General features: G+C 59.7%; 15 protein-coding genes. 1 reads left to right on the plus strand and 14 read right to left on the minus strand.

Annotation, left to right across the window (positions count from 1 at the left end; genetic code table 11):
• Window positions 1–13: 13 nt before the first annotated feature.
• On the plus strand, window positions 14–2,350 hold the full coding sequence (locus H7H48_RS03745) for a PAS domain-containing sensor histidine kinase (RefSeq protein WP_229447451.1): 2,337 nt from the start codon (window positions 14–16) through the stop codon (window positions 2,348–2,350).
• 1 nt (window position 2,351) lies between these two features.
• Here H7H48_RS03745 and H7H48_RS03750 read toward each other — a convergent pair whose 3' ends face one another.
• From H7H48_RS03750 to H7H48_RS03815, 14 genes are all read right to left on the minus strand, one after another.
• Window positions 2,352–5,309 (minus strand): bifunctional [glutamine synthetase] adenylyltransferase/[glutamine synthetase]-adenylyl-L-tyrosine phosphorylase, encoded by a 2,958-nt coding sequence (locus tag H7H48_RS03750; protein WP_229448089.1) that lies wholly within the window; start codon window positions 5,307–5,309, stop codon window positions 2,352–2,354.
• A 46-nt stretch (window positions 5,310–5,355) separates the two neighbouring features.
• A complete protein-coding gene (locus H7H48_RS03755) occupies window positions 5,356–6,816 on the minus strand; it encodes a HAMP domain-containing sensor histidine kinase (protein ID WP_229447452.1) in 1,461 nt (486 codons plus the stop codon).
• The gene (locus tag H7H48_RS03760; RefSeq protein WP_229447453.1) at window positions 6,816–7,487 is read right to left on the minus strand and encodes a response regulator transcription factor; all 672 of its coding nucleotides are present in this window, start codon (window positions 7,485–7,487) and stop codon (window positions 6,816–6,818) included. Before H7H48_RS03760 ends, H7H48_RS03755 begins: the two co-directional genes overlap by 1 nt.
• Before the next feature lie 103 nt (window positions 7,488–7,590).
• On the minus strand, window positions 7,591–9,129 hold the full coding sequence (locus H7H48_RS03765; protein WP_229447454.1) for a DegQ family serine endoprotease: 1,539 nt from the start codon (window positions 9,127–9,129) through the stop codon (window positions 7,591–7,593).
• A gap of 129 nt (window positions 9,130–9,258) precedes the next feature.
• Window positions 9,259–10,491 carry a bifunctional alpha/beta hydrolase/OsmC family protein gene (locus H7H48_RS03770; protein ID WP_229447455.1) on the minus strand — a complete coding sequence of 411 codons (1,233 nt, stop codon included), beginning with the start codon at window positions 10,489–10,491 and terminating at the stop codon, window positions 9,259–9,261.
• Between the two features lie 97 nt (window positions 10,492–10,588).
• The gene (locus tag H7H48_RS03775; protein ID WP_229447456.1) at window positions 10,589–11,065 is read right to left on the minus strand and encodes a cytochrome c-type biogenesis protein; all 477 of its coding nucleotides are present in this window, start codon (window positions 11,063–11,065) and stop codon (window positions 10,589–10,591) included.
• A complete protein-coding gene (locus H7H48_RS03780) occupies window positions 11,062–13,047 on the minus strand; it encodes a heme lyase CcmF/NrfE family subunit (RefSeq protein WP_229447457.1) in 1,986 nt (661 codons plus the stop codon). Before H7H48_RS03780 ends, H7H48_RS03775 begins: the two co-directional genes overlap by 4 nt.
• 56 nt (window positions 13,048–13,103) lie before the next feature.
• Complete coding sequence (ccmE, locus tag H7H48_RS03785) at window positions 13,104–13,538, minus strand: cytochrome c maturation protein CcmE (RefSeq protein WP_229447458.1); 435 nt, start codon at window positions 13,536–13,538, stop codon at window positions 13,104–13,106.
• A gap of 7 nt (window positions 13,539–13,545) precedes the next feature.
• Complete coding sequence (ccmI, locus tag H7H48_RS03790; RefSeq protein ID WP_229447459.1) at window positions 13,546–14,667, minus strand: c-type cytochrome biogenesis protein CcmI; 1,122 nt, start codon at window positions 14,665–14,667, stop codon at window positions 13,546–13,548.
• Window positions 14,668–14,776: 109 nt separating this feature from the next.
• Entirely contained in the window at window positions 14,777–15,214 is a 438-nt protein-coding gene (locus tag H7H48_RS03795) for an RT0821/Lpp0805 family surface protein (protein ID WP_229447460.1), read from the minus strand.
• Between the two features lie 82 nt (window positions 15,215–15,296).
• Window positions 15,297–16,685, minus strand: coding sequence for an ATP-binding protein (locus tag H7H48_RS03800; protein WP_229447461.1), 1,389 nt, complete (start codon window positions 16,683–16,685; stop codon window positions 15,297–15,299).
• A 41-nt stretch (window positions 16,686–16,726) separates the two neighbouring features.
• On the minus strand, window positions 16,727–17,398 hold the full coding sequence (locus H7H48_RS03805) for a response regulator transcription factor (RefSeq protein WP_229447462.1): 672 nt from the start codon (window positions 17,396–17,398) through the stop codon (window positions 16,727–16,729).
• Between the two features lie 460 nt (window positions 17,399–17,858).
• Window positions 17,859–18,065, minus strand: a complete 207-nt coding sequence (locus tag H7H48_RS03810) for a hypothetical protein (RefSeq protein WP_229447463.1) — start codon at window positions 18,063–18,065, stop codon at window positions 17,859–17,861.
• Window positions 18,066–18,091: 26 nt separating this feature from the next.
• Entirely contained in the window at window positions 18,092–22,054 is a 3,963-nt protein-coding gene (locus H7H48_RS03815) for a glycoside hydrolase/phage tail family protein (RefSeq protein ID WP_229447464.1), read from the minus strand.

Consider the following 22,054-nt stretch of genomic DNA (forward strand, 5'->3'; position numbering starts at 1 on the left):
GGGAGCCCGTCGGATGGCGAAGGCAGGGGGTTGGGCTTTGCCCCTGATAGCGGGCATCGCAGCCGGGCCGCGAACCCGACGCGCTAGGCGCATGGGACTGGCAGGCAACGCCAAGATTATTGCAGCTCCGGCCTATGAGCGTCTTTTGGCGATAGAGCCCTATCTGCGCCGCTCCATTCCCGTTCTGATCATCATCTTCCTTCTGGTTCTTGCGGCAGCGCGGCTTCTCTCGCTTTTCACCTGGCGCGACGACATAGAACGCGACGCCCGGACCATGCTGGCGCTAGCCGCGGACTCCCTTGCCGCAAGCGTTGCGATCGACACCAGTGAAATGGCGCCCGGCCAAAGGGCGCGCATGCTTATCGAAGAGGCAATGCGCCGCGCTGGGTCGGAAGATGAACGTGTGCTTGCCATCACCGACGAACATTTTGAAGTTCTGGCGAGTTCACCCAACGGCCAAAGGCTTGTCGGCCGTTCGCTGGAAGACGTTTTGACGGGCGGCCAACCGCTCTTCCTGTTCGGTGCGCGTGCCGGCGTGATGAATGTGGAGATCGGGGGAGAACCGTGGCTTGCCTCGCTCGTCCATGTCGCAGGCCAGGACGGCGCGGCGGTGGCCCTCACCTCCCGCGACAGTCTCTTTGCCGACTGGCGTCGTTCCGTCTCGATGAATGTCTCGCTGTTTGCCCTGACGGCGGGCATTCTGATGGTCATCCTCTACGCATATTTCAGCCAGGCTGCGCGTGCGCAGGCAGCTGACCGCATCTATATGGAGGCCCATCAACGCATCGACATGGCCATGGTGCGCGGCAAATGCGGCCTGTGGGACTGGGATATGGTGCGCGGAAAGATGTTCTGGTCACGCTCCATGTTCGAAATGCTGGGCTACGAAACCACCGAGGAGATGCTCTCGTTCGGCGAGGTGGCGGCGATCATCCATCCTGACGATGGCGATCTCTTCGAACTGGCCAACCGCATCATGGCACGCGAGATTGATCACGTGGACCGCGTTTTCCGCATGAAGCGCGCCGATGGGCAATGGGTATGGGTTCGCGCGCGGGCGCAGGTCGTGGACCCCAACGCGCCGGAGCTGCACCTGATCGGCATCGCCGTGGATGTGACCGAGCAACGCACGCTTGTGCAGCAGACGGAAGCGGCCGATCAGCGGCTACGTACCGCGATCGAGAGCATCGGGGAATCCTTCGTTTTGTGGGACTATGCCGAGCGGCTCGTCATGTGCAACACGAAGTACAAGCAGGATCTGGGGGTCGATGAGAGTCTCATCGTCACCGGCGCGCGGCGACGCGATATTGAAGCACTGGCACCTGCTTTCCGCTCCGAGCGCCGGCTGGCCGTACCTTCCGGCAATGGCAATGGCGCGACCTATGAGCGCCAACTGGCGGACGGACGCTGGCTGCAGGTGACGGAACTGAAAACCCGCGATGGCGGCACGGTTTCGGTCGGAACCGACATCACCCAGCTCAAGCAGCACCAGGGCAAGCTTGTCGACAGCGAGCGCCGGTTGATGGCGACCATTCACGATCTCAGCCTGGCGCGCCGCGCCGAGCAGGAGCGTACACGCGAACTCAGTGAGCTGAACCGCAAATACATGCGCGAGACCGAGCGTGCGGAAGCGGCGAACAGGGCAAAATCTGAGTTCCTGGCCAACATGTCCCACGAGCTGCGCACGCCGCTCAATGCGATTATCGGTTTCTCGGAAGTGATGGAGTCGGGGATGTTCGGGCCACTGGGCTCCGAGCGCTACGAAGAATATGTGCGCGATATCTGCGCAAGCGGGTCCTACCTGCTCGGCGTCATCAACGATATCCTCGACATGTCGAAGATCGAAGCCGGTCAGTTCTCGGTCGATTGCGAGGAAATCGATCTATGCCCGCTGATCCGCGAGACAGTGCGGGTGGTGGAGCTTCAGGCGGCAGAAAAATCCATCGCGATGAAGATGGACATTCCCGAAAGGATGCAGGTCTTCGCCGATCGACGTGCAATCAAGCAGATCGTGATCAATCTTCTGTCCAACGCCGTGAAGTTCACGGGCGAAGGCGGACACATATCTCTGCGTGCACGCAAGGTCGGACCGGCGGTCACGCTCACTATCGAGGATTCGGGGTGTGGTATTCCGCGGGATGCATTGAAAAAATTGGGTCGCCCCTTCGAACAGGTTCAAAACCAGTTCTCCAAAAGCCACACGGGCTCGGGACTGGGCCTCGCCATTTCCCGCTCGCTGGCGGAGTTGCATGGCGGGGTGCTCAAGATCCGCTCGACAGAAGGCGTCGGCACCATCGTATCGGTGCGCCTGCCCGCCGGGGAACGCAAGAAACCGGCCGTCGCCGCCTGAATTAACCGACCGGGCCGACCAGCTCTCCAAACAGTCGACGCACCCTGCCCGCCGTCTCTTCGACATGCGCCTCCAGAATGCCCAGTTCCGGAAGATCGGTTTGTCGCAACAGCAAATCGGCAAAGCCGGGCGGCGCCTCGTCAGGATCAAAGCCGCCTTCTAGACAAAGCCGCGTGGTCTGCGTGAGGGTCATATAAAGCTGATGCGCGTCGACGAGTTCCTGTCGCGCTTGAGACGCACAAAACCCTTCTGACAGGGAGGACAGGATCTCACCGGTGGCGGTCGCCTCGCTCCCCGCGCGGGTGTTTCTGGTCAGCACCGCCACCTGGGCGATGAATTCGAGGTCGATGAGACCGCCCGGCACAAGCTTCAGATCCCAGACGTCGCGGGCAGGTTTCTCCTCCTCCAGGAGCCTGCGCATCTCGGCTGCTTCTTTGCGGATCTTCTGTGTGTCGCGCGGCAGGGCCAGAATGTCGTGCACTTCCTTTTCAACGCGCCCGATCAGCGCCCGGTCGCCGGCGAAAGCGCGTGCCCGCGTGAGCGCCATGTGCTCCCAGGTCCAGGCATCGTTGCGCTGATAGCGTGCAAACGCGTCTATGTGGGTGGCGACCGGCCCCTTGTTGCCCGATGGGCGAAGCCGTAGATCGAGCTCGTAGAGCACCCCTTCGGCAGTGGGTGCGGACACCGCGGCAATCAGTCTCTGGGTTAGCCGGGCGTAATACTCCGAGGGCGCCAGCGGTTTTTTACCATCTGAATAATCGGCGTCCTCATCGTGATCATAGAGCAGGATCAGATCTATATCGGACCCTGCCGTCAGTTCCCGGCTGCCAAGCTTGCCCATGCCAAGGACAGCAACACGCCCACCGGCTATACGGCCATGGCGCTCTGCGAAATTTTCCACCACCGCTTCAAGCGCCGCCTCAACCGTGAGGTCCGCAAGATCCGAAAACGCCTTGCCGGCCCGCGCAGCGTCGATGGCTCCGGTGAGAAGCCGGATACCGATCAGAAACTTCTGCTCGGCTGCAAAAATGCGCAATCGATCCAGGATCTCTTCGTAAATCCGGGCGCCGGCCAGAAATGTTTGAAGACGCTCGGAAAGATACGCCCGATCGGGAAGCTCGGACAGAAGTGCCGGATCCAGAAGCCCGTCAAACACATGCGGACGCTTCGTGATGATGGCGGCCAGGCGCGGCGCAGCACCCATGATGCTGACCAACATGTTGAGCAAGGCCGGATTGGATTGAAGCAGCGAGAAAAGTTGGATACCGGCCGGCAGCCCCGCCAGAAACGTATCGAAGCGCAAGAGTGCCTCATCGGCGCGCCGCGTGCTTCCGAAGGCTTCGAGAAGCGCCGGTGTCAGTTCCGTCAAACGCTCACGCGCCTCTGCCGATTGCGTTGCGCGATAGCGGCCATAATGCCAGCCGCGGATTACACGGCACATGTCACTTGGCCGTTCAAAACCAAGTTCGCTCAACGTTTCCAAAGTGCCCGGGTCGTCCACGTCACCGGTGAAGACCAGATTGCCGACCCCGCGTGAAAGCTGAGGCGCCGTCTCGAACAGGTCCGCATAGTGCTGCTCCACGAGGCGAAGGCTTTCGCGAAAAGCTGCCGAAAAAGCCTCCGCATCCTCGAAAGCGAGCAGATGCGCTATGCGCTCCAGTTCTTCATCTTCTTCGGGAAGGGTATGCGTCTGCTCATCCGCCACCATTTGCAATGCGTGCTCGACATCACGCAGGAACCAGTATTGTCGCGTCAGTGCCTCTCGCGCCTCTTCGTCTATCCACCCGCAGCGGGCGAGTTCTTCCAGCATGGAGACCGTCCGCCGACCACGGAGCTCCGGGAAGCGACCGCCGGCGATCAGTTGCTGGGTCTGGACGAAAAATTCGATTTCACGAATACCGCCGCGCCCGAGCTTGACGTTGTGACCACGGACGGCAACCTCACCATGTCCCTTATGCGCGTGGATCTGGCGTTTGATCGAATGGACGTCAGCAATGGCCGCATAGTCCAGATATTTGCGCCACACATAGGGCTGCAATTCCTTCAGAAAGTTCGCGCCCCCCGACAGATCGCCAGCGATGGGCCGAGCCTTGATCATCGCCGCCCGTTCCCAATTCTGGCCCCGGCTTTCATAATAGTGAAGCGCCGCCTCGACAGGTATCGCCAGTGGCGTGGAGCCCGGATCGGGGCGCAACCGCAGATCGGTGCGGAAGACGTAGCCATGCTCTGTTCGGTCCTGAAGGATCCGCACCAGTCTGCGTGTCAGGCGAACAAAAAGGTCGATGGCCTCATAAGCCTCGATGATGGCCGGCGCGTGCGGATCGACCAGAACGATGAGGTCGATATCAGACGAGAAGTTCAGTTCATTGGCACCGAGCTTGCCCATGCCAAGCAAGATCCAACCGCTGCCCTCAGCCGGTTTTGTACGGTCCTGGAGTTTCAGTTTCCCTGCCCGATCGGCATCAAGAAGCAAGAAATTGACGGCGGCACGGATGCATTTGTCCGCAAGAACGCTCAACCGCTCGGTCGTTTTGGCTGTGTCCGAGACATTGGCAAGTCTGCAGAGAGCGATAAGAAAATGCGCCTCCGCCTTCAAGTCACGCAGCGCCTTCATCTGGCCGCTTTCGCTCTGCTCCTCGACAAGGGCACTCGCATCGATGCGCTCGAACAGTATGTTGAGCCGTTCGTCGGCTGGCGTGTCGAACAGGGCTTCAAGAGCATTCGGGTTGCGGCGCGCGCAGTCGCGCAGGAATGGCGAAAGCTCGAATACCGCCGAGAGGAAATCCGTCAAACCGGTATTGCGTCCGAAAAGATCGCACAGGCGCGCGCATTGAGCCTCCTCGGCCGCTTCGCGGACCATCTGGAGCGCCTCAGCGGCCTCGTCCTGATCCACCGGCTTGAGAACAAGAACCGGCGCTCCAAACCAAAGACTTCCATCAGCAACCGCATCACGCTCCATCAAGCCCCCCCCTCTTCGGTCAAGCATTCTCGCTCGCCCGGCCACGTCACTCGGAGGCTTCACGCTTCCTGAAGACCGTTTCGACTTTCCGTTTCGAATGCTCGACGGGAAAGACCATTGTCACGACGAGACCGGGCTCGTTGTCGGCCAGTTCGAGACGCCCACCATGGAATGTCATGACAGCCTTGGCAAGGCTGAGACCGAGGCCAGAACCCGGCTGTGTGCGGCTTTCTTCCAGGCGCACGAAGCGTTCGGTGACGCGGCGGCGGTCTGCGTCGGGAACGCCCGGACCGTTGTCGCGCACGGTCAGTCGTATCTCGGAAGGCCCGCTTTGAAGTGAAACCTGCACGGCAGGCTTCTCGCCGGATCCCGCCGAATACTTGATCGCATTGTCGACGATGTTCGACAGGGCCTGTCCGATAAGCTCACGATTGCCCTGCAGGGTCACGGCTGCGTGGGCCTCAGCTTCCAGCGCAACTCCCTGTTCTTCTGCAAGCGCTTCGTAAAGTTCGACCACATCTGCAAGGATGGCACGCAGATCGATGGTCGAGGTGGCTTCGGCAGAATATCCTGCCTCCAGCCGTGAGATCATCAAAATGGCGTTGAAGGTGCGAATGAGCTGGTCGGATTCGGCAATGGTGCGTTCCAGCGCGGCACGATAGTCCGCCGTTTTCGGCTTGCCTGCAAGCGCAGCTTCCGCCCTGTTGCGCAGGCGTGTCAGTGGTGTCTTGAGATCATGGGCGATGTTGTCGGAGACTTCGCGCAACCCTTCGTTCAAGGCAGCGATACGATCCAGCATCTTGTTCAGATTGTCCGAAAGACGATCAAACTCGTCACCCGCCCCCGAAACAGGCAGCCGCCGGCTCAGATCACCACCCATAATGCTACGGCTTGCCTCTGATACGCGGTCGATACGCTTCAGCGCGCGCCGTCCGACGAAATACCAGATCAACAGTGCGCCCGCGCACATGATGGCAAGCGTCACCACAAGTGCCCGCTGCATCACGCTGCGGAATTTTTCAGGTTCGCCCAGATCGCGCCCGACCATGACGATGATCTGATTGGGCAAGCGGAAAACGACCGCCATCGCCCTGTGCTCGCCGCTGTTCCCGCGTGGTTCGAGACGGGCCTCCCCCTCGCCAAAGCGGCTGTAGGTGAACGGTCTCTCCGTCCACCCCATCACGTCGAGAACGCCAGGTTGCAGGCTTTCCACATTGCCGGAGAGGATCCGCCCATTTGCGTCGGCCAGGAGATAGAGATTCGCGCCGGGCTGGCGCGCGCGAGATTCGATGACGCGAACGAGGAACGGCAACCCGCCGCGACGATAGGCACGATCGAGGCCGCGCACCTCCTCATTGATCGCTTCACGTGTCTGGCTCACCAGCATGCGGGCTGAGAGCGAGGTCATGTAGATGACCAGAAATGTGGCGCAGACGGCGAAAAGGATCAGATAGAGCGCGGAAAGGCGCGCTGCGGTCGTGTTGAGAATTGATAGAAGCCGCGCCATCAGTCCTTCAGCATGTAGCCGGCGCCTCGCACCGTGTGGAGCAATGGCTTGTCGAACCCTTTCTCGATCTTGCCGCGCAGCCGCGAGATATGAACATCGATGACATTGGTCTGCGGGTCAAAATGATAATCCCAGACATTCTCCAGCAGCATCGTCCGGGTCACCACCTGTCCGGCATGGCGCATCATGTATTCGAGGAGGCGGAACTCACGCGGCTGGAGAATAATCTCCTGGCCGGCACGACGGACCGTATGTGACAGCCGATCAAGCTCGAGATCACCGACGTTATAAACGGTTTCAACATCCTTGGTGCCCGCCCGCCGGCGCAACACCTCGATGCGGGCCAGCAACTCAGAAAACGCGTAGGGCTTGGTCAGATAGTCATCGCCCCCGGCGCGCAGACCGGTCACCCGGTCATCAACCTCCCCGAGGGCCGACAGGATGAGCGCAGGCGTATCGTTGCCGCCCTCTCGCAATTCAGCGATGATGGAAAGACCGTCACGACGCGGCAGCATGCGATCAACGACAAAGACGTCATAGCTGCCGCTCTCGGCCATGGAAAAACCGCTATCGCCATCGCGGGCGATGTCTGCGGTGTGACCTGCTTCGGCAAAAGCGTTCTTGAGATAGTCCGCCGCTTCCCGATCGTCCTCTATGACAAGAATCTTCATACGGTCGTTATAACCCGCTCACCGATAAAACGTCTTCCCGAAAGACCGGGACAAAGCCCGGCTCCCCCGAAGAAACCGCGGGGGAACCGGATTGTCAGGATGATCAGCCTTCGCTGGTCGGAAGGGCGACAAAGCGGCTTGCCTCGTCGCGCTCGATCTGCACCAGAACGGCCTTGCGGCCCGCTTTCACGGCAGCAGCAACCGCGTTTTCGACATCCTTGCCCGTTTTCACCTTCTGGGAATTGACGGCGCGAATGATATCGCCGGGGCGGATACCGCGCTCCTCGGCAGCGCTGTCAGGCTCCACATCCGTCACGACCAGACCATCGCCATCCTCCGCCGGTGTGACCTTCAGACCGAATTGTGCATCCATTGTGCTGGACTGGGAGCCACCGCGCGCCGCTGCCACCGTCTCGACGCCGGGCATCTCGGCGAGTGTGACTTCAAGGGTTTCGGTTGCGCCGTCACGCCAAACCGTCACGTCGATTTCATTGCCCGGCGCGAACCCAGCGATCAGGCGTGCCAGTTCCTTCGGCGAAGCGACCGGCTTGTCATCCACGGCGATGATGATGTCGCCGGAGCGGATTCCGGCCTTGGCTGCAGGCTCGCCTTCCTGTGCATCGGCGACCAGCGCGCCTTTTTCTTCGTCAAGACCGACAGATTCGGCGATGTCCTTGGAGACAGGCTGGATCTGAACGCCAAGCCAACCGCGCTCAACCGTACCGTCCTCGATCAGATCTCCAACAACCTGCTTGGCAACCGAGGCCGGAATGGCGAACGCGATGCCGACATTGCCGCCCGACGGCGAGAAGATTGCCGTGTTGATGCCGACGACCTCACCACTCAGATTGAAAGCCGGACCACCGGAGTTACCGCGGTTCACTGCCGCATCAATCTGGATGAAATCGTCATAGGGCCCAGCGCCGATGTCTCGGCCGCGGGCGGAAACAATGCCCGCCGTCACAGTGCCGCCAAGGCCGAACGGGTTACCGACTGCAACCACCCAGTCGCCTACCCGGACCTTCTCGTCATCCGCGAAATCCACATAGGTGAACTTGCGCTCTTCTTCGACCTTCAGAACAGCAAGGTCCGTGCGCGGATCGGTTCCGACGAGCTTGGCGTCGATCTCCGTGCCGTCATCCATGACGACGGTGAAGTTGCTGCCGCCATCGACCACATGGTTGTTGGTGACGAGATATCCATCCTCGGAAATGAAGAAACCGGACCCCTGAGAAACCGGGCGGGGACGACGACGCTCGGCTCGGCGATCCTGCTCAAATCCGCGATCACCGCGGAATTCCCGGAAAAAGCGCTTGAGCGGGTGCCCGTCCGGCAGCTCCTCAAAGCCAGGCATGTCGAACAAGCCCGGGCCGCCACGGTTCGAGGTCATCTCGACATCAGCTTTCACACGGACGCTGACGACCGCGGGAGATACCTTTTCAACGATGTCTGCAAAGCTGGGAGCCTGCACGGGCTGCTCGAGCCGAACCGCTTCCGCCATGACCGGCGCCGTCCCGCTTGTCACAGCGCCCAGCCCTATCGCCCCGGCGATTGCGACAGACGCGATGGTCGCCATCAGGCGCCCCCGCCTGCCTCCGACAATGCCCTTTTTCGATGCCTTGTTTTCCGCGTCGTGATGCATAGCAACCTGTCCTCTTGGAGAATTTCACTTCAGCGCGTCAACGCGCGTTGAGTGAAGAGATAGCGATCCGTACATTACGACGCCATTTCCAGCCGATGAAATTTTCGTAATGTTTGCGTCGATTTCTTCTCACGCATCTCTGCGCACGGCCGTGTGGACATGAACGAGGCTCTCAAGCGTTTTGTGAACCGGACATTTGCCGGCAATTTCAACCAGCTTATCGCGTATTTCGGGTGTCGTGGGCTTCTCCACATCGATGACGCGATCAAATCTATCGATGCGCCCCTGTGTCTTCGCCGCGTCGGAACAGTCTTCGCAGTCCCTGGCGTGGATCTTTTTATGGGAGACATCCACACTGATGCGTCCAAGATCCAGCTTCTTGCGATCGGCGTAGAGACGCAAGGTCATCGTGGTGCAGGCGCCAAGGGCGATGGACAGAAAATCATAAGGCGAAGGCCCTGTATCCAACCCGCCAAAACTCTCCGGTTCATCGGCAAACAGTCGATGCCTGCCGGCTTGTACCGCATTCTGAAAGGTGCCCTGACCTGTCTCCATCACACGCACATGCTCAATCGACACTGCACCCTGCGCCTCGTCGCCCGGCAGATAGCGTGAAAGCCAGCCACCGATGGCGCTCGCTGCAAAGGCTGCATCCTCAGTATTGGTCAGCAAATGGTCGCCCTGATCCAGTGAGATGTAGCTTTTGGGGTGTTTCGCCGCGAGGAAAATCTGGGTGGCGTTGTCGATCCCGACAATCTCGTCAAGTGGAGCGTGAAGGATGAGAAGCGGTTTGCGCATGCCTGCTACAGCATCGAGAATTCTGTGCGAGCGGACATCCTCAACAAACTGTTTCTTTACGCGGAAAGCGCGACCCGCCAGTGAAACCTCCGCTTCGCCGCCCTGCTGGATGTCTTCCAGCGACGTGCCAAGATTCTTGAGCACATGCGCCGTATCAGAGGGCGCACCAATGGTTGCGACGGCCTTCACCGACGGCAGCCGCCCGGCAATGGCAAGGACGGCCGCCCCTCCCAGAGAATGACCGATCAACACGGACGGAGCTTCATAATGCTTCTCAAGAAAAGCTGTAGCGCTAAGCAAATCCTCGAGATTGGTAGAGAAGTTGGTCGATGCGAACTCTCCCTCGCTGGATCCGAGGCCAGTAAAATCAAAGCGCAGCACGGCAATCCCTGCCCGCGCCAATTCGGCGGCAATGCGCCGCGCAGCGAGCAGATCTTTCGAGCAGGTGAAACAGTGCGCGAAGAGCGCATAAGCCCTGATTGGTCCGTTGGGCAAATCGAGCCGGGCGGCAAGATCCGCGCCGGAGTGGCCTTTGAACGTGAGCTTCTGGGTTATCGCCGTCATGGGGTCCCTTTCGCAACTCTCCCGATCCTGCCGTCTGGCAGCCCGGTGTCAGGCTAAGTGGATCCGGTTCCCCCGTACAGGCTTGTGATCAGGAAACTCATTCACGGTCGTTCAAGATTTGGTCAAGGCGCTTCTTTTCTTCTGCACTCAGTCTCAATACAGCGCCGCCAGTCTTTTTGCGCCGCGCACCGGTGACGATCAGCACGCCGCCCACCAGCAGCAATATCACGGGGGCACCCCAAAGCAGTGCATTGCGATAGCTGAAACGCGGTTTCAGGAGAACAAACTCTCCATAACGATCCACCACATAGGCGATCACTTCCTCGTTGCTGTCACCTGCCTTGAGACGGTCGCGTACGAGGATCCGAAGATCACGCGCGAGCTCCGCATCCGAATCGTCAATGGACTGGTTTTGGCAAACCATGCACCGCAGCTCCGCAGAAAGCTCACGCGCGCGCTCCTCCAGCACCGGATCATCAAGGATCTCATCAGGTTGCACCGCCAAGACAGGCAGAAGCGCCATATTCAGCAGCCCAAACGCGGCGGTAAGCACACCAATGATCCAGCGCCTCATGCCACCCGTCCCTCCACCGCCGGCTTGCGGCGCGGCATAGGCGCGCCGACCCGCAACCGACGATCAAGAAGCGACACGGTCCCGCCCACCATCATCACGAGGGCGCCGAGCCAGATCAGCGTGACCATCGGTTTCCACCAGATGCGTACGACGATCTTGCCGTTGGGGGTCTGATCACCAAGGGAAACATAAAGCTGGCTTAGGCCAAGCGTTCTGATGCCAGCCTCAGTGGTTGGCATTTGGCGGGCTGTATAAAGGCGTTTGGACGACACCACCTCGCCCAGAGGTTTTCCGGTAACCCGGGACAGAACGAAGGTTGCCTGGTCTTCGGTGTAGTTCGGGCCTGTGAAGGGACGGAGACTGTCGAACCGTAGATTGTATCCCTGAATCTGAACGGTCTCGCCTGGCTGCATCGCGGCGATGCGCTCAGTCTCCAGCGTCGTCACGGAGATGATACCGATCGTGGTCAACCCGATCCCCGCGTGCGCCAGAGCTGTTCCAAACACTGAACGCGGCAATCCTTTGAAACGACTGAAAACCACGGACGGCGCCGCCTTGCCAACACCGGATTTGACGACGAGATCAGTCATCGCACCCAGCACGAGCCACACTCCCAGTCCAATGCCGAGTGCGGCCAGAACCGAAGCACGATCGACCAGAACGAAAGCAAGAAGCGCGATAGCGAGTGCGGCACCAAAAGCCCCGAAGAGCCTTTGAGACACAGCCCACAGATCGCCTCGCTTCCACGCAAGAAGCGGGCCGAAGGGCACGATCACCAGGAGAGGAAGAATAAGAGGGCCAAAGGTGAGATTGAAAAACGGTGCTCCGACGGAGATCTTGTCGCCGGTCACGGCCTCGACCAAAAGCGGGTACAGCGTGCCGATCAACACTGTGGCGGTCGCTGTCGTCAAAACCAGATTGTTAAGGACCAGCGCTCCCTCGCGCGAGATCGGCTGGAAGAGGCCACCCGGTGCCAGCGTTGCTGCCCTCCAGGCAAAAAGCGCTAAGGACCCGCCAATGAACAGCACGAGAATCCCGAGAATGAAAACGCCGCGTGCCGGATCCGTCGCAAAGGCATGGACGGAGGTCAGAACGCCGGAACGGACCAAAAACGTTCCGAGCAACGACAGCGAGAATGTCAGGATAGCAAGAAGGACCGTCCAGATCTTCAGCGCCGACCGCTTTTCCATAACCAGCGCCGAGTGCAATAGCGCCGTCCCCCCCAGCCACGGCAGCAGCGAGGCATTCTCGACCGGATCCCAGAACCAGAACCCGCCCCAGCCAAGCTCGTAATAGGCCCAGTATGAGCCCATTGCGATACCGCCTGTCAGAAACATCCAGGCTGCAAGCGTCCAGGGCCGCACCCAGCGCGCCCAGGCAGCATCCAGCCGCCCCTCGATCAGGGCCGCAATGGCAAAGGAAAAGGCAACGGAAAACCCGACATAGCCGAGATAAAGCAGAGGTGGATGAACGGCGAGCCCTATGTCCTGGAGAATGGGGTTTAGATCACGCCCTTCCATCGGGGCCGGGTCGAGGCGTGCAAACGGGTTCGAGGTCGCCAGAATGAATATGATGAAGGCACAGCTGATCGCACCTTGCACTCCGAGCACATTCGCACGCAGGGATAGAGGAAGGTTACGCCCGAAAACCGCCACCAGCGCACCGAAAAAAACAAGGATCAGCACCCACAGGAGCATCGACCCCTCATGGTTCCCCCATGTACCGGTGATCTTGTAGAGAAGCGGCTTGGCCGAATGCGAGTTCTCCCAGACGTTCAATACCGAAAAATCCGATTGGATATAGGCGGAGGTCAGCGCCATGAAGGAGAGCGCGACCAGCATGAAATTGGTCAGGGCCGCGGGCTCACCCACGCGCATCAGCGTGTCGTTCTTGATCTGAGCACCGATGATGGGCACCGCCATCTGAACCAGCGCCAGCGCGAAGGCGAGGACAAGGGCAAAATGACCGAGTTCAATGCTCATTGTGTCATCCACTCCAATCGATCCGTTCTGGCTGGTCCGGACGCGTTACAACGGCGTCAGTTTTCCTGCCAGACACCCTTTTCCTTGAGACTGTCGGCCACTTCGCGCGGCATGTAATTCTCGTCATGCTTGGCAAGAACGGTATCGGCAACAAACATCTTGCTGTCGTCGAAAACGCCCTCGGTGACCACACCTTGCTCCTCTCGAAAAAGATCGGGCAGGATGCCATTGTAGCGCACCGACACCGTGTTGCTTCCATCGGTCACCGTAAAGCGCACATGGGTATCGTCGGAGCGCACTATAGAGCCCTTTTCCACAAGGCCGCCGAGTCGGATGCGCTGACCGGCAGCAACCGGGTTTTCCGCCAGATCTCCTGGCATGTAAAAATAAGATGTCTGTTCGCCCAGAGCATAGAGCGTGAGCCCGGTGGCTGCTCCGATAAAGCCTAGGGCGCCTGCGATTATCGCCAGCCTTTTTTGTTTCCGTGTCACATCCAACCTATTCGATTGTCACGCCAAGATTGGCCGCGAACCCCTTCAGTTCTGCACTTTCGGAGGCTTTATCGCCGAATGCCGCCACAGCGCGCGCGAGCGCTTCCTTGGCGGCTTCAGGACGCTGAAGCACAACGTATGAACGAATGAGACGCCGCCATCCTTCCAGATCGGAAGGGTTTTCGCGCAGCTTTTCGTCCAACCCTTTCACCATGCCTTCGATCATCGCCTGACGATCGGTCTCGGAAAGGTCGGAAGCCGCAGCCACCTCGCCTGCCGCGGGGCCGCGAGCAGAAGCTCCCTCGCCGCCGGATTGTGCCATGGCCTGCTGCGCTGCCTCACGCCATGGCGAGGCATCAGGAAGATTTTCCAGCATTCCGCGCCAGATCGTCCGCGCATCCTCGGTTGCGCCTTCCTGAGCACGCGCCAGCCCCAGGAAAAATCGCGCTTTCGGCTCGTTGGGGTCAAGCGCGAGGGCCTGCTCGAAAACCCCTTCTGCATCGGCGGTCACCATGCCGCGCGCAGCCCCGACCATCGCCTCTCCCAGCGCCGCTTTCAGCTCTGCTGTTTCGCCTGAGAGCCTCATGATGTTTTGCAGGGCGGTTTGAGCGTCCGCAAAGCGCCCCAGACGCATGTAGACCGGAGCCAGAACCTGCCAGCCGCGGGCATCGTCAGGATTGGTCGCCAGATGCGTCTCTGCGCGCGCGACCAACTCGTCTATAGACGCATCGGCGGGCTCGGCAGCTGTTCGCGCATGCAAAGGTTGTGCGGGCATGCCGGGTTCCCCGGTAAACACGTAAAGGCCCCAGCTCACCAATGGAATTGCGAGAACGGCCGCGGCAGCCGTCAATTGGGTAACACGACGATTCGACCTAGTACTATCTCGGATATCAGCAGCCTCGGAGACCTGCAAAATGCGACGTCCTATCTCGGCCCTGGCCTGTTCGGCTTCCTGCTGGCCAATCAGTCCGCGCTTCGCGTCACGTTCCACTTCCTCAAGCTGATCACGGTAGACCTCGATGTCATGGGCGCCTGCATCTTCGGCGGGCGCTTGGCGCACGGCGAAGGGTCGCAGCACTGCAAAGGCGGCAATGAAAGTCAGAAAGGCTGCAAGGATCCAGAACAACATGGGTCCTAAATAGCCGCCGGGGAACGTGCTGCCAACTCGGCGCAGCTGCGGCCATTTGGCAAACTGGCCGCCCCCCCGTTCCCCAACCCTGAGATTTTTGCTGAAAATCTTATCCCAGCAGCATCCAGCTTCCATCCTCGTTGCGACAAGCGGTTCCGCGTGCTTCCCGGGGCGTCCCGTTGATCTGGATGGTGTGGGTATATTGCCGACAGTCCTGGGAGCCCACGCGGTAAGGCTGCGCCGCGCGTACGGTTCCAGTCCGGCCGGAGCCAGCATCCTGCCACGACACGTCTTGGCCAGCGGGTGTGCTCTCGAGGGCCTTGTACTCAGCTTCTATCGCGATGCGTTTTTGCCGACGAGATAATGCAGCGCCGAATTCGCCACCAATCAGGCCACCGCCCTCCATGCCAAGTATGGCGGAACTGTCCGTTGCAGCCTGAGATGCTGCAAACTGATTGGGCTCGAGTTGCGCGCTCGACATGCCGTTGCTCAGGCAGCCGGACAAAACTGCGGATAGGGCTACTGCAAAAACTGCTGAGAGTTTCATTGATACCAATGGTCCCCTGAGACACATGTGTCGTTTGCAAGGTGTTTAAAGCTTCGGTTTGGCCCAATTTGGGCAATTCTGCTCAACTGGCGCCCTGAGCTTCCGCACGAGGCAGCGCAACAACAACTTTGAGCCCACCAAGCGAGGAACGTTCCAAAGCGAGAGAACCCCCATACTCTTCCACCAGATCTGCGACAATCGCAAGCCCGAGCCCGGTACCAGGCTTGGTTTCATCAAGCCGCCGGCCACGCTTCAACGCGTCCCGCGCCCTCTCTTCGGGAATACCGGGACCGTCGTCTTCAATGATGATAAGAAGCCCGCGGGCATCGCCCTGCGACGCGGCGTCCTTGGCAGACAGGCAAACGCGCGTCCTGGCCCATTTCATCGCATTTTCCATCAGGTTGCCGCTGATTTCCTCCAGATCTTCCCGTTCCCCGGCAAAGATCAAAGGATCGTCAGGAAACTGCACTTCAAGGTCGATCGTGGGATTGAGCTTGCCCATGACCCGCGCCATGCGCTCGAGCGATGCCTTGACCGGTGTGCGAAAGACAAGACTGTCGCGCTGGGCTGCTGCTCGCGCCCGCTGCAGATAGTGATCGAGCTGACGCTGAAGCGCAGTGGCCTGGGCTGTGATCAGCTTTCCCCGTTCACCGCCCACCGCATGACCTTCGTTCATGAGAACGGCTAGAGGAGTTTTCAGGGAGTGAGCCAGATTGCCGACCTGTTTGCGTGAACGCTCGACGATACGTCGATTGTTGTCGATCAAGGCATTGGTCTCGTCCGCCAACGCTTCGATTTCGGTCGGAAACGGGCCCTCAAGCCGCTGCGTCGAGCCTGCTCGAATCTCTGAAAGAGCCTGTTGAACGCGATTGAGCGGGCGCAAGCCGTAGAGGATCGCAAAAACATTGATGGCAATCATCCCAAGGCCGAATATTGCCAGATAGCCGTAAAGTCTGCGAACAAATTGGCTGACTTCGTCCTCCAGCTCGCTTCGATTGCCCATGACGCGAAAACGCGCCACCTGGCCCTGGTCACCCACGACCAGTTCGGCCTCCACCACCTCGATCGTTTCGCCACCTGGCCCCATGGCCATGTAGCTGCGCTGAAATCCGGTGTTGAACGGCACATCATTTATGCTCGGCGATGGGACGGGCTCTGCCATGGAAGGCGAGCGCAATGCTCGGCCCAGGTCATCGGTCAGCGGTTCCACCGCCCAATACCAGCCGGATTGGGGCTGCAGAAAACGCAGATCATCGAGATTGGGGCTGCCCTGCAAGGTTCCGTCTTCCGCAAGCCCCACCGAGCCAATGACATTGTTGAGGTAAGCAGACAGGACGCTATCGAAACCGCGTTCTGAAACCTGACGAAACAAGGCGGAGATGATGGTTGCGATGACGACCAGTGCGATGATCGCCCAGAAGGAGGAGAAGGCAATAACGCGGACAGCGAGCGAGCGCGTTACAATCCGCATGAGCCAAGGCTGCTTCTTCTGATCCGCCATGTCAGGAAGGCCTAGCCGGCCTCCGGTTCGCGCAGTCGATATCCCATGCCGCGCACCGTTTCGATCAGGTCCACATCCCCGAGTTTTTTGCGCAGGCGACCGACAAAAACCTCGATTGTGTTGGAATCTCGGTCAAAATCCTGATCGTAGAGATGTTCGACGAGCTCCGTTCTGGAAACAACCGTGTCCCGATGGTGCATGAGATAGGCGAGCAGCCGGTATTCGTGCGAGGTGAGTTTCAGCGGAACCCCATCGACATCCGCCTTTGAGGCTCTGGTATCGAGGCGCACGGGTCCGCAGCGCAATTCCGTTGAAGCGTGCCCTGCCGCGCGCCTGATGAGCGCGCGCAAACGCGCGAGAACCTCCTCAATATGAAACGGCTTCGTCACATAATCATCGGCCCCGGCATCGATGCCGGCCACCTTGTCGCTCCAGCGATCACGGGCAGTGAGAATCAAAACGGGCATCTTGCGATCATCCTGACGCCAGCGTTCGAGCACACTGATCCCGTCCATCTGCGGCAGACCAATATCGAGAACCACTGCGTCATAGGGCTCCGTATCGCCGAGAAAATGCCCCTCTTCCCCGTCAAACGCCTTGTCAACGACGTAACCGGCGTCCGTCAACGCTTCGCATATCTGCCGGTTCAGGTCCTTGTCGTCTTCGACAACGAGAATGCGCATGAACCCCTCAACATGGTTTGTTTCAAAATTTAGTTTTGTCGCGGCTGCCGTGCGACGTCAATTTGCGGGGACCACGAATTCGGCCCGCTTCGGGCGTTCCCCATTCCCCCCGGGGATCACCACCACAACCCTGCAGACCGTCTGTCCGCCGCGGTTCTCAGGTGTTGCCTGAACCAGTGTGCCGCCGTTTTGTGAGGCGACCCGGGAGCCAACGGAATAACAATCCACGCCCGATTGGGCTGGAGATGTCGTCGGCCAAGCCATCGCCGGCAAGAGCGCCAGTGCGACGAAGAAGCCAAGTTTATATGTGCGGTGCCAGAACATGTCTGTGATGTAACCTATCGAGGCTGAATAGGAAATGAACAGCATGTCATTTTACCCCCATCCAGCCCCGTGGCCGCCGCACCGATTCTAGTCAGAACCGTAGTGTCGGCGGCTGCCTTCCCGTTGCTCCAGTCTCTCACCGGATAAGGCTGCGGGCCTGAACTCTACCGAAGATGGCGATCAGCCCGGAGATCGCGGTGACTACCCGCAAAACTTCATCGGACACGGCTGAACTGTCGATGTCTCCCAAAGGATAACCCAGCATGCTCGCAGCCGTAGCTGCAATCGTCACCATCGACGCCCATATCGTTCGGGAGAGGTACCATGGTTTGCTGTCACTCATCGTTCTTCCTTTCTTTCATTGCACACTCAACCTGCGAAGATCATTGTTGCCGGCAATCCTGGGCCGACGCGTTCGCTTAGCTGGCGGACCGTGAAACGAATGTCCGGCGACGCCTCCGCAAAATCCTCGGCCTTCATTTCCGGCGTGTAAGTCCAGTTTGTCGAAGTGGACGTGACGCTGCGCACGACAGTCCCGTTGCTGCCGGCCACGTCGACGCGGTAGCGCTCGCTCGCCTCGCCAAGGGGCACGTCGTCGCCCAGCCAGCTGTCGGCGTCCACACGCCCTCGCCTCACCCAGGACAGAACCACCGCTTCCGTAGCGGTTTTACGTGCCCTAAGGTGGACCGGTGACAAAGGCAGGAGCGCACGCAGGCCGCCCGTGCCCTGTGTCTGAAAAAACCGTGTGCTGCCAAGAGCTTCCCCGGCTGGTCCGATAAGCCAACTGCGTTCAAGCCCGATTTCGCCAGACCGTAGTCCCGCTGCCTGTACAGCCTGGTCTAGCAAGACAAACCCGGCTCCAGCCGGTGCGCCTGCTTTCATGGCGTCATCGGTTCCCAGTTGCCCCCGCAACAGACCGTTAAGACGCCACACGGACGGTTCAATCTCTTCGGCTGTGGTGAACTGCAATATCTCCCAGACACCCGCCTCGCTGAAAACGGCAGCTGCGTTTGCACCATTGACGAGTTGGGCCACCGAAACACTTTCCAATGCGCCGGAGAGAAGCTCCACTGAGATCGTCCGGCTTGTGTCCCGCCGGCCCAACACACCGCTTCCGAGTGGTTCTTTGAGGAAGCCGATGGTGGCACGCTTTTCAATCCGGCTGCGCAATTCGAAACCACTGTCCTCAGGCGAGGCAAAGGCGACATGACTGCTCCAGGGGGCTGAATGAACGGCGAGCCGAAACTGCTGGTGACTTTCGCGTGTGTCGGGCTGCCACGGCAGATCGAGCATCAAGGCAAAAGCAGCACTTTCCCCTTGTTCAGCATTGTCGGTCGGTAGTGAAGGAGCCGCACCTGTCGCCGGAGCTGGATTTCCAAGCACACGCCGTGCCTTGACCCGACGCAACAGGCCATCTTCCACCTCGGTGACGAGATATCGACCTGCCCCCAGAATCTCGGGGAGATGCAGGATCGTGCCTGGCTCAATGCCGTGCTCTGACGGCGGCAAGGCGAACTGGGCTTCCTCCCGCGCAGCCCAATGGCGAAAAAGCCATTCCTTCGCCTGGATGTCAGCTTCCGGCGCCGTCAACACACCCGGGAAACTGAGAAAATGTGTTCTCCGCCCCTTTGCACCGATATGCAAAACACGTGTAGTGGCCGCCTGATGATCGCGCATCTCGTCACGGAAATCCAAATGCAATTCGGCAGGCAGGGCATGATCGGGCTCCCGCATCCGCTCCACGACCACACCGTCATCCTGCATGGCCAACTCCGTGATCTCTCGCTTACCGCTCAGAGCGGCGGCGAGTGAACGGAAACTGAGTTTTCCTTCCCGCTCATGAGCACCAATACCAAAAAGATCGAGGATAGGTTCGAGTGCTGCTCGGGCAGTGGTCGGATTGGCGATCGCATAGCCGGCGATCCAACCGTCCGCATTCTCCGTTTCGGCCCTATCCAGCCCATGATCGTCCAGTATGGCGTTGATAAGATCGCCGGCGGTTGCGCTGCTTGCGCGACCGTTGAGCCAATGCCCGGTCGCCCAATTGCCCCCGTCACCCCAAACATCCGTTCGCACAGGAAAGGCCGGGAAGGGACGGGCATCCCAGGCCCAAAGGCTGAACATTTGCGGATCGACCATAGGGGCTTGATAAACCGGTGAAACCGGGTTGTGTGGACCCGTCTCAGCCCAATAGTCAAAATGCGCCTCGAGCAGCCGATGCTGGGCCAGGTCCGAGCGCCCACCATTGGAGAAATACGGCAACGCGTTTTCGGAGGATTTCGCATCCGGAAATACGTTCGGCTGATTGGGGCCCTTGTCGACCGCTGGGCAACCAAGCTCGGTAAAGATGATTGGCTTGGAAGCAGGCAACCAGGCGGTCGGAAGGGCCTTTTCCACCCCGCCAATCCTGTCGAAATGCGGGTTCGACCACCAGCTAACAAGATCCTTGTAGCGGAAAACCCAGGGTTTTCCATAAGCCCCGTCCGCAATCAGGGTGCGAAGCCGGGCGCGCCGATCTGCCTCACTGGCATAAAACCAATCGAAGCCCTCGCCTGAAGCGATGCCCGCCTTGAGCCCCACCGGATCGTAGGGTCCATAAAAACCATCCGGGTTGCCTCCCGCATGATCTTCATCGCGCCAGTCGGACAGCGGCATGTAATTGTCGATACCCACCGCATCAATCGCATCGTCCGCCCATAGGGGATCAAGGTGAAATAGTACGTCACCGCTTCCGTCAGCAGGCTGATGCCCAAAATACTCGGTCCAGTCCGCGCCATAGGTAATCGTCGCTCCCGCCCCCACAATTGCGCGCACTTCATTGGCCAAGATCCTTAACCCCTCGACGAAGGGGAACTGACCGTTCTGGTTGCGCAACTGGGTTAATCCTCGCAGTTCCGAACCGATCAGAAACCCGTCCACGCCGCCAGCCACGGCGGCCAGATGGGCGTAGTGAAGCAAGAAACGTCGATAACCCCATTCATCGGGATCACCGGTGAAGTCCACCGTATCCTCGTTAGGAGTGTAAGCGGCCGCCGCAGCATCTCCCAGCAGAGCAGCGACCTGCGCATCCGCCGCCGCGCTCTTGTCTGCAGTCCCCGGGCGACCCGGTCCCGGATAACATGTAATCCGCCCCCGCCATGGATAAACAGGCTGATGTGTTTCTCCATCCGGACTGGGGAGATCATTGCCGGCGGGCACATCCATCATAATGAACGGATAGAGCCAGACCTTTAGACCCCGCGCCTTGATCGCCTTGATCGCGGCTACCACCGTATGGTCGGACGGCGTCCCTCCATAAGCAGCGCCCTGCTCGGTGTAGGAAACCACTTGGGCGTTCTCTCGCTCCAGGCTCGAAACCTTCCATTTTTCATTCTGCCCGCTGCCCGAAAGGTGGTCGAGAAATGCCGGGGGCACCCCCATCAGTCTCCAGATATTTTCCCAGTCCAATGGAAACGCGCTGCCGCCGTGAGAACTCACCATAGGTTTGATCTGGCAGTGCCCTGCCCGCAGATCTGTACCGAACCATGAAACGACAAGAGAAACGCTCTTGAGATTCGGCATTAATGCCTGCAACTCATCCAGCGAGGCTTCGAAATCGCTTTCGGCGACGCGCGTGTTGCGGTTTACGACCGTGTGCTTTCCCGGACTGTTGCGAATCTCAACTGTTTTCGGAGAAAGGCCGAACTCGGTGGAGCCGGGGATAAGGGCCACGGATCCAACCTTCGCATTCAACGTGGAAACCGGCCGGAGCACTTCAAACTGAAGCTGAGGGATTCGTCGCCCGTAATCATCAATTGGCATGCGGTCGATCACCACATAGGCGGTTCCGCGATAGGCAGGCGCATTGCCGGTGCCTTGCTTTGCCTCGATCAGCGGATCGGGCATTTGGTCCTCTGTACCGCGGTAAACTCGGATACTGACCCTGCTTTGATCCACTTCCTGGCCGTCGGCCCAGATGCGACGGACACCGGCAATCTCACCATCGCAGACCGCAAATGCGGCGTTGGCAAAATAAGAATAGGTGGTTACTTTCGGCCCGCCCTTGCCGCCTTGACGCTCCGTGGTGCTGGTTTCTTCGAAACGCGTCGCCCAGATCAGGGTGCCGCCCGTGCGCACGGTTCCATAAAGTCTGGGCAAGGGAGAGCCTTCCTCCCCGGAAAATGGCCTTGCTGCGGAAAGCCGCGGTCCTTCGTAGTGCTGCGCTCCTCCAAACAGAGCCCTATCCACTACATAGCCGGCCAGAGCGCCCGCAGCTGTCCCTAGCGTTACGCCGACAGGCCCGAGAAAGCCACCGAGGAACGCACCGGCAGCCTGCAAGACGAGTGTAGCCAT

It is taken from the genome of Nitratireductor sp. B36 (genome assembly GCF_020833685.1).
GTDB lineage: Bacteria > Pseudomonadota > Alphaproteobacteria > Rhizobiales > Rhizobiaceae > Nitratireductor.